9 protein-coding genes and 1 pseudogene are annotated in these 12,044 nt (G+C 63.2%); 2 read left to right on the top strand and 8 right to left on the bottom strand.

The window, feature by feature from the left end; genetic code table 11:
- Positions 1-77: 77 nt before the first annotated feature.
- The 5 genes from AC1Z3O_RS34235 to AC1Z3O_RS34215 all read right to left on the bottom strand — a co-directional run bounded on the left by AC1Z3O_RS34235 (position 78) and on the right by AC1Z3O_RS34215 (position 5,029).
- Positions 78-800 carry a Crp/Fnr family transcriptional regulator gene (locus AC1Z3O_RS34235; RefSeq protein WP_483521633.1) on the bottom strand — a complete coding sequence of 241 codons (723 nt, stop codon included), beginning with the start codon at positions 798-800 and terminating at the stop codon, positions 78-80.
- 576 nt (positions 801-1,376) lie between these two features.
- Positions 1,377-2,360, bottom strand: a complete 984-nt coding sequence (locus AC1Z3O_RS34230) for a DUF1839 family protein (protein WP_483521632.1) — start codon at positions 2,358-2,360, stop codon at positions 1,377-1,379.
- 812 nt (positions 2,361-3,172) lie between these two features.
- Positions 3,173-3,445: a hypothetical protein gene (locus AC1Z3O_RS34225; RefSeq protein ID WP_483521630.1), complete on the bottom strand. Its 273-nt coding sequence runs from the start codon at positions 3,443-3,445 to the stop codon at positions 3,173-3,175.
- Positions 3,446-3,547: 102 nt separating this feature from the next.
- Entirely contained in the window at positions 3,548-4,033 is a 486-nt protein-coding gene (locus AC1Z3O_RS34220; RefSeq protein WP_483521629.1) for a DNA-binding response regulator, read from the bottom strand.
- Positions 4,034-4,264: 231 nt separating this feature from the next.
- Complete coding sequence (locus AC1Z3O_RS34215) at positions 4,265-5,029, bottom strand: helix-turn-helix transcriptional regulator (RefSeq protein ID WP_483521628.1); 765 nt, start codon at positions 5,027-5,029, stop codon at positions 4,265-4,267.
- A 602-nt stretch (positions 5,030-5,631) separates the two neighbouring features.
- On the opposite strand from AC1Z3O_RS34215, the pseudogene AC1Z3O_RS34210 reads away from it, so the two are divergent.
- Positions 5,632-6,156 (top strand): annotated as a pseudogene (locus AC1Z3O_RS34210) (phage integrase family protein); the annotation flags it as partial.
- Positions 6,157-7,436: 1,280 nt separating this feature from the next.
- Here AC1Z3O_RS34210 and AC1Z3O_RS34205 read toward each other — a convergent pair.
- Positions 7,437-8,450, bottom strand: coding sequence for a ParB/RepB/Spo0J family partition protein (locus tag AC1Z3O_RS34205; protein ID WP_483522141.1), 1,014 nt, complete (start codon positions 8,448-8,450; stop codon positions 7,437-7,439).
- A 16-nt stretch (positions 8,451-8,466) separates the two neighbouring features.
- Entirely contained in the window at positions 8,467-9,123 is a 657-nt protein-coding gene (locus AC1Z3O_RS34200; RefSeq protein ID WP_483521626.1) for an AAA family ATPase, read from the bottom strand.
- Positions 9,124-9,476: 353 nt separating this feature from the next.
- Between AC1Z3O_RS34200 and AC1Z3O_RS34195 the strand changes: the two genes are divergently transcribed.
- Positions 9,477-9,680, top strand: coding sequence for a cold-shock protein (locus AC1Z3O_RS34195; protein ID WP_006159056.1), 204 nt, complete (start codon positions 9,477-9,479; stop codon positions 9,678-9,680).
- Between the two features lie 131 nt (positions 9,681-9,811).
- Here the strand turns inward: AC1Z3O_RS34195 and AC1Z3O_RS34190 are convergent, their stop codons facing one another.
- Positions 9,812-10,891 carry a replication protein RepA gene (locus tag AC1Z3O_RS34190; RefSeq protein ID WP_483521620.1) on the bottom strand — a complete coding sequence of 360 codons (1,080 nt, stop codon included), beginning with the start codon at positions 10,889-10,891 and terminating at the stop codon, positions 9,812-9,814.
- Positions 10,892-12,044 lie beyond the last annotated feature (1,153 nt).

Below are 12,044 nucleotides of genomic sequence, written 5' to 3'. Positions count from 1 at the left end.
TCAATACGATACGACGGCAGATGCAACGAGTGGTGTCTGCGGCCAGATCGGTTCGCGTGTGCAATGCAAGCGTGTCGTCACGCATGCGCCATTGCGGGCAGCAGGCGGTCATACTCGCGCTTGACGAGCTTGTAGCATTCGCAGGAATGCTTCTCCAGTCCGCATCGGTCCAGTACGGTAATGTGGCCGCGGCTATGATGGATCAGGCCGAGGTCTTCAAGCTTGCCGGTAGCTTCGGTCACGCCTTCGCGCCGCACGCCGAGCATGTTGGCGATCACCTGTTGGGTGATCACCAGTTCGTTCGAGCTCAGGCGATCGATCGCAAGCAACAGCCAGCGGCATAGCTGCTTGTTGAGCGGATGGTGCCGGTTGCACGCTGCGGTCTGTGCGATCTGGGTCAGCATGGCCTGGACATAGAGCAGTGTCACGCGCTGCAGTGTAGGTGTGCGCTGCAGTTCGGCGCGCAATGCGCGCGCCGGGATGCGATAGGCCAGGCCGGGGCTACGCACCTCGACGCGGCTGGGCATGGTGTCCCCGCCGGTGACGACCGGGATGCCAACCAACCCTTCATTGCCTGCCGCTCCGATTTCGACCGTCGCGCCGTCTTCGAGCAACGACAACAGGGAAACCACGGCACTAGTCGGAAAATAGACGTGGACGATGCGCTGCCCGGAGTCCGTCAGCAGCTCGCCGGCACGCAGGCGCACCAGCTCGAAATGCTGGGCGAGCGCCTCCCATTCGCTGCGCGGCAGGGCATTCAGCAGATAGTTGACATGCAGATCCGAACGATGCGTGATCATTTTCGTACCCCTGTCCAACCCCAATACTGGGAAAACTGCTATCCGGTGCCTGTGAACCCTGTCCCATGCTGCGAAATGGTTCATCGCGCCGGGCCGATGCTCCGCCGGCCCCGAGAGAGGTCCGCACACTCTGTGTCTGACTACCTCGCCTGCATGGCCGCTGAGCTAGCGCGGCAACCCAGCAGACGTGGTGACTTTAATTAAGTGCTATAGAACACCAAAGGGACAGTAGGCATACGGCTGGTACGCCGTCATCCATTGGTAGGTCGGCCGGAAGGGCGAACGCGCCGGGTCAGCGCCCGACGCTTGGCAAGGCAGGTGGGCAGCGGGACTCAGCCCGCAGGGCTGGCCGGCGTAGTGCACGGCGCTGGCTTCATCCACGGCGTGCACGGCCCGCCATCGTGCAAAAGGCGGATACGCCGGCTGAGGCCCCGTGCGAAGTGGAACCAGTCCTAAGCCGACTGGAATTCGATATCTTCGACATGCGCCCCTTGGGCAAAGTGCGCAGACGACACCTCGAACCACCATTCGCCGTTGACGCACATCACCCCGGTGTGCACGGGGCCGCCAGTGCGCTCATGGCCCACTTCCGCCGAAATGGCTGGCCAATGCCGGCACACTTGCCTGGTAGGACGCTTCGAGCTGGTCAAGGCAGTCCTCGCACTTGTCGGGCTTGCGGCTGATCACCGCGCGCATCAGCCGGAACTGCATGACCATTGCTTCGGAGGCCATCGTGTAACACGCCTCGGCCATTTTTACGGGCACGCGCTCGCCGTGCATCACCAGCCAGCGCAGGTAGCGCGCCAAAAGCTCGAAATTGGCCCCAAGCTGGCGCAGCACGCCTGAGGCATAGTGGTGAAACCCGGACTCGCCCCGACACATCAGCCGGTCGAGATGCTCCGGGAAAGCGGTGCGGAACGTTGTGACCGGGTTCTCCCGTGGCCGGTTGGCAAGATGAAAGCGCAGCAGCGCAAGCGAGGCCTCCAGCAGGGCGGCATCGCGGCGCGGCTCGGCAGTGCGCCTCACGACGTCCGCATGCGTGAAGGACAGAGCCTCGGGGCTGCGTACGCCCGGGGCCAGGCGAAAGATGGCAGCATAGTCGCCGCCGCTTGCCGTGTGGTATCCATCCCAGTGGAAATAGCCCACCTCGGATGCCTCGGGTATCAGTACGTCGATGCCTATGCACGTGGAAGAGCCCTGGCGCTGGTAGCCCGCGCCCGGTGTCGGCGGCAACTGGGCACTATCGACTTCCATCACCACGATATTGCCCCGCCTGGTCTGCGCGGCGACGTGCGCTTCGAGCGAATCATAGAGGGTCATCGCGTGGACCTTGATGCCGAAGAGCCGTTCCAGGTCTGCCTCGGGAAAGCGGCACTGGGTAAAGTGGTCGGCTTCGAAAGCCTGCCGCACCGTGCATGGCAGTGCGGCAACCGGTGCAAAGTCCAGGCCATGAAGGAGTTCGATCCAGAGATCGATGTGGTTGTTGGCGTGAGACCAGACCGGATTGCCACCGCGCAATCGGGAATCGCCGCGCCTACCTGTTCTCGTGTCGCCGTACACTTAGTGACCTCCGGGCAGGCCATCACAATCCGTTCGCGCACGCGCATGACCAACATCGAACCAGCGCCTTCGCGCGGACAGTTCGACAGTTTGTGCACTGACTTCAGTCATGCGCGCCTCCCCCTGTACCGTGCCAGATGCTCGTGCCATCGGTCGTGCAGGGATGTTTGCGCGCGCGTTTGCAGGAGTCTGTTGGACGGCGCACAAAGCCTTTAGGTCTTGTTAGGACGGCACTCACTGCGTCCCCAACAACGTGGTCCGACACGCATTGCGAATGCCGCTGGATCGCAATCGCCTCCATCCAGAAGGTTGAGCCAATGTGCTCGCTGCAGCGGCGGCGTGAAGGCTGTCTGACGGGATCCCACGACAGTTCCACCAGCGCTGCCCGCGGCATGCTGCTTCTGGTTGATACAGGACGCGCCGGCGATTCGCTATCGTCAATGAAGTGGCCGGGCATGCAGTATCGTCCGGCCCTTTCCAAAGCCCGCATGGTCCCCCGGTCGGCGGGCTTCTTTTTTGGCGCGTGCCGCGCCTCGCTCGTCTCGCTCGCATGCGGGAACCAACGCCGGGGAAGATTGCAAAAGAAACGGGCCGCGGCACGCCGGCTTGTCGCTGCCGGCTCCACCGCGGCCACCGAGGTCCGGCGCAGCCTGGTACTGCCGCCGAAGTGCGCGTGTGCGCATCGCTTGATGCTGGCGATTGCGCACCCGGATCGCTCCGGGTCCCCCGAACACGCGTTGGCTATCGCCCCTTCCGATGGTGCAAGCGGCACCACGGCCTCCAGGCCATTCCGGCCTCAGCGGCGGTGCCTGTCATCCGTTGCTTATGCTGCAATATGCGTGTAGCGCCAACAATTGAGCGCGGACCGACTCGACTCTGCGCATGGCTTCGCGCTCGCCCGCCTCGTGCGCCGCGAGAACCGCGGCCGATTCAGTCGCGAAGGACCTGCCATGCAGTTCCCCACGATAGAGCAACGGTTCATCGCGTGCCGTGGCGAGCCGGATTTCATAGCAGCACGCCCATTTCCCTCGTCCTTCGCGCAGCGCGAACCCGCGCACGACGAGAACGTCCAGACCGTCATTCATGCGACCCCCTCCCTGCTACAGCTTGGCGGGCGCGCCTGCTTGTTGGGCGCTGCCTCGTCGACGACTTGCACTACAGCATAGCCGCGGGCGCGCCTTTGCGCCTCATCCGGTGGGTGTAGTACGCATCGAACAAAGGGACGAGACGGAAGATGGGAACGAAAGCGGGGCTCGCGCGGTCGCGGCGCTCGCCATGCGTCCGATACGGGGGAAGCATTGGCCGCCGGCGCGCACCAGTTCTGCGGCACGCCACACGCGCTCGATGGGCGCTGGCGCAACTACGCAGCCGGCCGCGCCCAGAGTCAGCGCCAGACGCACCAGCCCGGGATCCGACGCGGGCAGCAGGGCCAGCCAGCGTGCGGGCGCCAGCCGGGCACGCAACGCGCGCAGCAAGACCGCCGGTTCGGCCCGCGCATCGGTGCAGTCGAGCAGCGCGAAGTCCACCGTGCGCGTTGACAGCCTGGCGCCGGCTGCACTGATCAGCCATTCCGGTGCCTGCCTGACGAGGGGTGCGGAAAAGCGGCCCGCCCGCAGCCGCCGCGCGAGCGTCTGGCACAGCAAGCGATTGTGTGCGAGCAGGATGGTCGTCATTGACGTGTTCTAGTGGCCCGGGGGCGGCAATGCCCAGGGTGCAGGCGGCAGGCACGCGCGGGAACCGCGCATACCCTGATCCAAGCGTAGCAAGGATGATCGTGCGTCGCGTCGTGCGTTTGGCCTAGCCGGCTCCGCCGAATGGATGAGACCCCGGCCGCGGTCTCCCGCGCAAGGGATGCTGTGCGGCGGACTTGGGTTGGCTGGGTCCGCCGCAAGGAGAGCATCTGCTCAGGCGGCTTCGCGGATCGGGCGCTGGGCCGGCGCCGGTCCGGCCCAGTTCAGTGTGGCGCCGCGCTGCAGGGCAACGTAGACCGCCTCGCCCTTGTTGCGCACCTGCAGCCGGTGGTAGAGCGTGCAGGCATGCGTCTTGGCGGTCGCCACGGAAATGTTCAGCACCCGGCTGACGGTCTTGATGGGGTAGCCCCGCGCCAGCAGCGCCAGTACTTCGTACTGCCGCTCGGTGATATTGAGCAGGTGCGAACCGGACAAGGGCGTCTCGTCACGTTCGGCGCCCCCCGTGATCGCGTCGACGTCCAGCGGCATGCGCCTGGGAGGCTCGGCGCGGCCTGCCTCCGTGCTGAGCGCCCCTGCCGCAGCCGTCAGGGCATGAGCGGGAAAGCACTCGCCACCGGCCAGCACGAGGTGGATCGCCGCCTCGAGCACGCCGGCGCTGCTGTCCTTGGTCAACACGCCGCGCACGGCGTCCGGCAGTTCACCAAGCGCAAGAGGAGGGCCGCCGGCCGCGTCGACCAGCAGCAGGATGCGCTGTGGCCGGTACCGCGCACCGACTTCGTGCAGCAGCTTGGCGGCCGCGCCGGGATCGGCGGACAGGCCCAGCAGAAGGAGATCCGCATGACTCGTACCGACGCCCTGAGGCGCCGACTCGTCGGGATCGACATCGATGATCGCGTCATGCAACCGCGATTGCGCCAGCAGATGGCGCAGACCCAGGTGCAAGAGTGGATGAGGCTCGATCAGCAGGATGGAAGCCATGGCCGCTCTCTTTCTTATTCACCACAACGGCGCGCGTCAGCGGTACCGATGTGCGACTGGAAGCACGCCGCTATGTTGCGGCTATGCATCCCAACGGTCCGTCGGCATCCGGGCTTGCGGGCCGATCCGTCCAAGTGCGGCCACGCAGACTTCCCCCCCGAGACGATGTCGGACCACCCCGGTTGCGTCACGAGGACGCTTCAATTCGTTTAAATCAGATTTAAGGAAATCTAATTCTTGGGGTCAGCATAGGCATTGGCCATGTCGATTTCAAGGAAAGCCCGGGCGGTTGGTGCGGAGCGCAATGTGGCCAGGCCGGAGCATGACCGCGTCACCGATCAGCCTTAGATTGGCCTTGGATTGGCCGTAGGCCGTCCGATGGCGAAAGCGCTCGGTGCGGGCCGACAGTCGGCTCCATTTAATGTTATTTTTGATCCACTTTTGTGTTTGACCGACACAACGCATGGGGTGCGCCTTTCCTTTGGCAGTCTTCCAAGCGACGCAAAAATAATTTACATTGCACTTCAAGTGACGAAATCGGCCGGATCAAAGCACGGGCCGGAAAATTGGGTTTTCGATCAATCACTTAGCTCAGGATTGCCATGTCTGCCAGCCAGGATGCTGTCGCCGCCACAAAGCTGACCCGTACGGAGTTCGCCGTCGTGCGTGCCTATGCACAAGGCATGCGTCCGGTCGAAATCGCCAATCGCTACCTGCTGGATCCGGACGATGATGGCGAGCTCTCCGAACACCAGGCCATCCAGCGCATTCTCGGGCTGCGAGATCGTCTGGTGCAGTTTGCGCTGCAGCATGAACGCCACGACATCGCCGAGATGTTCGACGCGCTCAAGGGGCGCTCGAATACCGGGATGGGGCGGCGGGTGGATGCCCTGTCGCAGCTGGAACGGCTCGGCCAAGGCACGCCGCACCTGGATCATGCCGTGGGACTCTGGTTCGGCCCGAGCCTGGCGCGCCGTCTCCAGGCTGCCGGCATCGGACGTATCTCGGACCTCGTGACGCTGGCCAATCGGCGTGGCGGCGGCTGGTGGCGCAGCGTGCCGCGGATCGGAGCGCTCTCGGGTGAAGTGGTGACACGATGGCTGCTGGCACAGAAAGGACACCTGCGTGCGGCGAACGGGCATGCCTCGCTGGCCCCGCACGTGGTGCCCAGTTCGGACCACGCCGCGCGGCCGCGGCTGCAGCCCTTGCCATTGGCATCCGCCATGGCGTACCCGGTGCCGCTTGAATCCATGTTGCGGGGTCAGCGTGCCGCCATCGACGTGCCCAGCCATGCCGATGCATTGGCCTTGGTCCGGCAATGGCTCGCCCATCGCGCGCGCAGCACCAGTACCTATCAGGGCTATCGGCGCGAATGTGAGCGGTTACTCCTATGGTGTACTAAGCAGGAGAAGGATCTGCTATCCCTGGCCGCGCCAGATATTCTCGCTTACGATGAATTCCTGGCGGATCCGCAGCCCGCGGCCTTCTGGCAGGGCCCGTCAGGGCCGCGCGACAGGCATCACTGGCGCCCGTTCGAGGGCGGTCTGTCACAAGCGTCCCGCCGGGCCGCGCTGCGCATCGTACGCGCCCTGTATACGTTCCTGCACAAACATGGATATACCGCACACAATCCGGTAGCTGCGCTGGAAACCCTGGCCGGTGCATCGGCGCGCCCTGCCCCTGCCCGCTCGGAGCCGGCCGGCGCCGTACCTGATCTGCTCGACGCATTCATCTCCTGGCTTGGCCACCCCGCCCACGGCGCACGGCACCGTACCGCGCACGCAGTCACCCTGCTGATGCGCCGCAGCGGACTGCGGCTGCGGGAAGTGGCGGCACTGCGTTGGAGCCAGTTGCGCAGGGAGGGTGAGGCGATGTGGATTCAGATCGAGGCCCGCAATCCCGTCAGGCGCAGGCGCCCCGTGGACAGTGAGACGATCGGCGTATTGCAGACCCATTGGCGCGACCGGGGGCTATCCGATGGCGCCATGCCGGCACAGTGCGCACTGGTGGGGCCCCTGAATCTGCCGGATACACAGCGCGGGCGCAACAAGGCATTGGCCGGCCCGCTGGCTGCCTATTCCGGCAGTGGGCTCGAGACGCTGTTGCGGGCTATGTGGTTGGAGTTCGCCCGGCAGGCGGGGGGAAACTGGCGCAGGAGACTCGCTTCACCCCGCGAGCACTCGTCGGCGCGGCCTGAGTGGCCTGAGTGGCCTGAGTGGCCTGAGTGGCCTGAGTGGCCTGAGTGGCCTGAGTGGCCTGAGTGGCCTGAGTGGCCTGAGTGGCCTGAGTGGCCTGAGTGGCCTGAGTGGCCTGAGTGGCCTGAGTGGCCTGAGTGGCGGGAGATTCGGACGGAGGCGGCATCGCCGCCCCATCTTGGCTGGCGGACCCTTCCCGCCAATGCCCAGTTTCAGATCAGCGCCTGGTCCAGTCCGAATCGCGTCTTCAAGGCTTCGACCAGTGCCTCGCGTGCGTTGCGATCGGCGATCTGGACATCGAGCATGACCCGGCCGGAATCCCACTCCTTGATGGTACCGAGCAACTGACCATTGTCCGTTCGGATCTTGTACTGGCGGCTGATTTCCTTGACCTTGCGCGGCTTGCTCTCCTGTGCGTGCTTGCGGATGGCTTCCACCTCGCGGCTGGACAGCCCGTCGTTCATGATGCGCACCGCCAGTTCGCGGGTGCGTTCCTCGCCCGCCGTCTTGTGATACAGCGTCAGCTCATATCCTGCGGCAATACCGATGGCGCTAGGGCGCTCGCGCATCACGGCGAGAACGGAGTCCGGCAACTTGAGCAAGGCCAGGGTCTTGTTTACGGTGCCGGCCGACATGCCCGTCAGTTCGCAGATCTCCTCCTCCTTCTGTACCTTGCCCTCGTCGATCAGTTGTCGCCAGGCGATTGCGTTATCCAGCGCCGATTGGTCCGAGCGTTGCTCGTTCAGGAGGAAGGACAGACGGTAGAAATCAAGGTCGCTCAGGTCGTCCTCGACGAAGCACTCCATCTCGAGTTTGCCGGCGGAGGCAAGCGCTCGTTTACGGTAGTGACCGTCGATCAGGATGTAGTGCCCAGGCCGGGCAGGATCCGGAGCGGCAAGGCCGGGAGTCTTCTGGCCATGCGTGGCGATGGACGCAGCACGTTCCTGCACGACCGCCGGGTCATAGATGCGCCGGGCGTTGAAGGGGTTGTCGTGTAGCTGGATCAGCGGGATCCGCTTGAGCGTGCGTCCGCCCAGTTCCTCAGGCGCACTTTCAGCGCTGAAAACGGCCGCAATCTCGGTCGCCCTGCCCTGCAACAAGCCATTGGGGTGCTGTGAGATGGCGGCTTCCGCCCGCGCAAACCTGTCTATTGCGCCGCTGCGGCTCTTCTCGGCCGCCATGCCTGCCAGCATGCCTGCCTTCAGACTCTTTAGTTTCGTTGCCATGCTCAATGCCTATTGCTTATTCAATCAGGGACAGTATTTCGTCGACCATCAGGTCGACTTCCTGCACGGATTCGCGTGCACCGGCCACGCCATGCACCGTGCAGCCAATGGCCTGGCACTCGCGGAACGCCGAGCGCGAGCCCACCATGGAATGCATCAGAGGGACATCCGCGTCGTCGCCAAGAATTTCGATGGCCTGGCGAGCGATAGAAACGCGCCGTTGCACCATATTCGCCAGCACGCGGATCAGCAGGCTCTCGTTCTGGACCTGGGCATGCTGGGCCAGCGTCTTGGCGGCGACCGCTGCCCACAGGTCGGGCGGGGATGGCACCACGGGAATGACCGCGAGATCGGAAATCAGCAGGGCACTGGATGGCGCTGCCGAATGCACGGCCGGAGGACAGTCGACGACGATATAGTCGTAGTCCTGCACGAACTTGCGCACCTCGCGGTGCATGGCGCCGCCGGAAGGCGCCAGCCCGATCACGGAGGCCGGAAACGGGCGCTCATCGCTGGCCTGCGCCGCCCATCGTGTCGCCGTGCCTTGCTCGTCCATATCCACGAGCATTGACCGCGCACCGCGCAATCCAAGCGTGCCGGCCAGGTGCATGCTGACCGTCGTTTTGCCGCACCCGCCCTTCTGGTTAAAAACAGTGATGATCTTGGCTGCCACTGCGACCTCTCTTTCAGCGCTGAAAGCGCGTTTGTCATTAGCCGCCACTTTAGACAAAGAGGCTTAATGATTCAACTACAGGGGAAAATAATATTTGTAAATAATGACGTGATCGGTGATTGCGAACGCCCAGCACCTTCCTCTTGAAATCCGAGCCTGGATGCGCCTACAGTATTAAGAGGTGCGCTGTACGACGCACATGACACACGCAGACAAAGTGGTTATGATGCCCTCGACAGTCGAGTCAAGTCGTGTCACCCTCGTCGGCTTCCGTTCGGTATCTACGAGAACTCAACGTGCTTGAACGGTTGTTTGCGTCGTGTACAAGAACTTGCTTCGAAAAGGAAATCCCTATGGCAACCGGTACGGTCAAGTGGTTCAACGAGACCAAGGGCTTTGGCTTCATTACCCCGGATGATGGTGGCGCGGATCTGTTTGCGCATTTCTCTGAAATCCAGGGCAGCGGCTTCAAGACCCTGAAGGATGGGCAACGCGTCACCTTCGAGGTCAAGCAGGGTCCCAAGGGCCTGCAGGCTTCGGCCATCAAGCCGGCCTGACTCTCGGGGCATCGCCCGATCCCTTGCAGCGGGCCAGCCCTACTGCAAGGGTCCTGAAATGTGAAAGGCAAGCGCATCGCGCTTGCCTTTTCTCCACTGGCCCCTGACGGCCGCGGCGGCCTCGCCTGCGGTCAGGCCAGCTTTCGCACGCTGGTCCTGGAAGGCTGCAGAATCAGAGCCTTCGATGAGTCCGCATCCACCTTCGCGTCCGGGTAAACGACCAGCACGTCCTTCAGCGCCTTGCGGAACAGTGCTCGGAACTTCCGTTCGCTCTCCGTCTCCGTGCCGAACTGCATCTGCAGGGCTTCCCAAGGGATTTCCGTGCGCCGTTGGATCGTGAAGAAGCGATAAGTCAGCCACGAGTAAACGTCGAGCGCGAACGGCGACTGCTTGAGTGCCTTCAGTGCGCGCATATCCACCGGCACAGGCCGGTTTACCAGCTCGTTGAAGAACGGCTCGGACAACACCACGAAGCTCTCGAACATCGAGCCCTGCCCAGGCTGCATCGGATCCCACCAGGTCGACAGCTGGTCGGCCAGCAGGTAGCCGACACGGTCGATCGATAGCGGCTCGTTGCTTGGCGTCGTCGACTTGTTCTGGACGATGGCAATGCTGGCCGAGAACAGGCGGATCATCTGCTGACGCACCAGCGTCATCGTGCCCCGTTTGCCACCTGTGGCCATCGGAATGCCCAGGTTGTACATGAACTCGGACAAGGAGTTGCCAAGCGAGATGCGGCGGTCCTCGACCGTCCCCGTAAACTCGCCGCGCTTCTTCTTGGCCATGATCTCCTTACCGATCCACGCCAGCATCAGCCGGGGATAGGAACCGTAGGGATAGCCGAGCGAAACCGTCTCCGAAACCAGCTTCTGCCGGCCGTTGCTGGCGCGTTCGGAGCGTTGCTGGGTGAAGTAGCCCGGCTGGATCATCAGCGAGATGTTGCCGCTGGTACGCGTCCAGACAGGTGGCGCGCCTTTCGGCGCACGATACGGCAAGGTCACCTGGACGCTGGCGCGGCTCAGAAAGCCGACTTCGCCGCTTTGCCACGCGTCTTCCCGTTCCATTGCTTGAGCCTCGTCGAACAGGCGCTGGAACTTCTCGGACGGCACCAGGCCGTTCTCGTTGCCGGGAACGATGATTCTGGGAGGCTCGCGATCCGCATCGGTGAACGGGCGATCTCCCGCAATGACCGGGGAGCGTTTGATAGGCATAGGTGGCTTGCTTCGGATTACCCGCCTTTGTACTCGAAGCTACCAGCCTTGTCACGCAGAAACAGGTACGACTAGCGAATTTCGCCAGTGCTAGTGGTTGGACTTTGTGGGTCTCTTGCTTGCTGGCATGGAGGCCTGGCGGTGGGCAACCCGGGCAGGGTTGTCCACGGACGGAATCCATCCACTACCGGTAAAAAGTAAGCGTATTGGTTAACTACTCGTAAACCGTATACGGAAGGCTAAGTCCTTGATCTGATGGGGGTCTGGACCGCCAGTCGAACCCGATTCTGCGGAGGTTCGTACTCGATTCTGCGAAACCCTGAACCTGATTCTGCGCCGGGCCGAACCTGTTTCAGCGCATAGCCCGAACCGATTTCTGCGGGGATAAGTCGCGAAACCCACAGTCTTGTCCACAGCACCTGGCGCGAAAGCGTACCCAATTCTGCGTGCTAGAGGCGCCGGATGGCGTGTTTACCAGCCTTTTTCGCCCGAATCGCTCCCTGAGACGTCCAAAAATTGCCGAATCAGGGGCGGGCGTACCCGTTTCTGCGTGCCGACAACGCGCCGAGCGTACCCAGTTCTGCGGGCGGGTTGCGGCATCCCCTCGGTTTACCGTCCCGTACCCGTTTCTGCGGCGTACCTGATTCTGCGAAAGACGTATACGTGCCTGTTTGCGCTCCGCCGTACCCATTTCTGCGCCCAGAAACACACTCGGTATACGGTGCGCCGTACCCATTTCTGCGGCGTCCGTGCCAAGCCTGTGACACCAAAAAGAATACGAAACACCATTATACACCTGCCATATATTGAAAGCGAGCACTTGCGTACAAATCGATGATGGGCGAGCTAGCGCTCTGCTGTGCGTACCCGTTTCTGCGTACCGTCCGGCAAGAGGTTCTGGCTGCAAAATGGCGGAGGGCGGGGTCGATCGCCCTGCCCGTACCTACTTCTGCGGACGATTCACCACCGGCTACCGGTCGCAAGGGCGTACCCACTTCTGCGTAGCGTGATGTCTGGCGCAGAAACGGGTACGCCTGCCCGGCAGCCGCTTGATCGGGAACTGACCGTGTCTGCTTACGGTGAGGCATGGCGTACCCATTTCTGCGTTTGCAAGCCAGGGATGAAAGTGGGGGCGTACCCGTTTCTGCGTGGA

It is taken from the genome of Cupriavidus sp. 09_S30 (genome assembly GCF_056930435.1).
Note: the sequence above shows the minus strand (reverse complement) of the source record. Positions and strands in the feature narration are given on the sequence as shown.

Bases quoted from the DNA above. Each gene is read 5' to 3' on its own strand.
- AC1Z3O_RS34235 (WP_483521633.1), bottom strand. From the start codon at position 800: ATGATCACGCATCGTTCGGATCTGCATGTCAACTATCTGCTGAATGCC.
- AC1Z3O_RS34225 (WP_483521630.1), bottom strand. From the start codon at position 3,445: ATGAATGACGGTCTGGACGTTCTCGTCGTGCGCGGGTTCGCGCTGCGC.
- AC1Z3O_RS34220 (WP_483521629.1), bottom strand. From the start codon at position 4,033: ATGACGACCATCCTGCTCGCACACAATCGCTTGCTGTGCCAGACGCTC.
- AC1Z3O_RS34215 (WP_483521628.1), bottom strand. From the start codon at position 5,029: ATGGCTTCCATCCTGCTGATCGAGCCTCATCCACTCTTGCACCTGGGT.
- AC1Z3O_RS34205 (WP_483522141.1), bottom strand. From the start codon at position 8,450: ATGGCAACGAAACTAAAGAGTCTGAAGGCAGGCATGCTGGCAGGCATG.
- AC1Z3O_RS34195 (WP_006159056.1), top strand. From the start codon at position 9,477: ATGGCAACCGGTACGGTCAAGTGGTTCAACGAGACCAAGGGCTTTGGC.
- AC1Z3O_RS34190 (WP_483521620.1), bottom strand. From the start codon at position 10,891: ATGCCTATCAAACGCTCCCCGGTCATTGCGGGAGATCGCCCGTTCACC.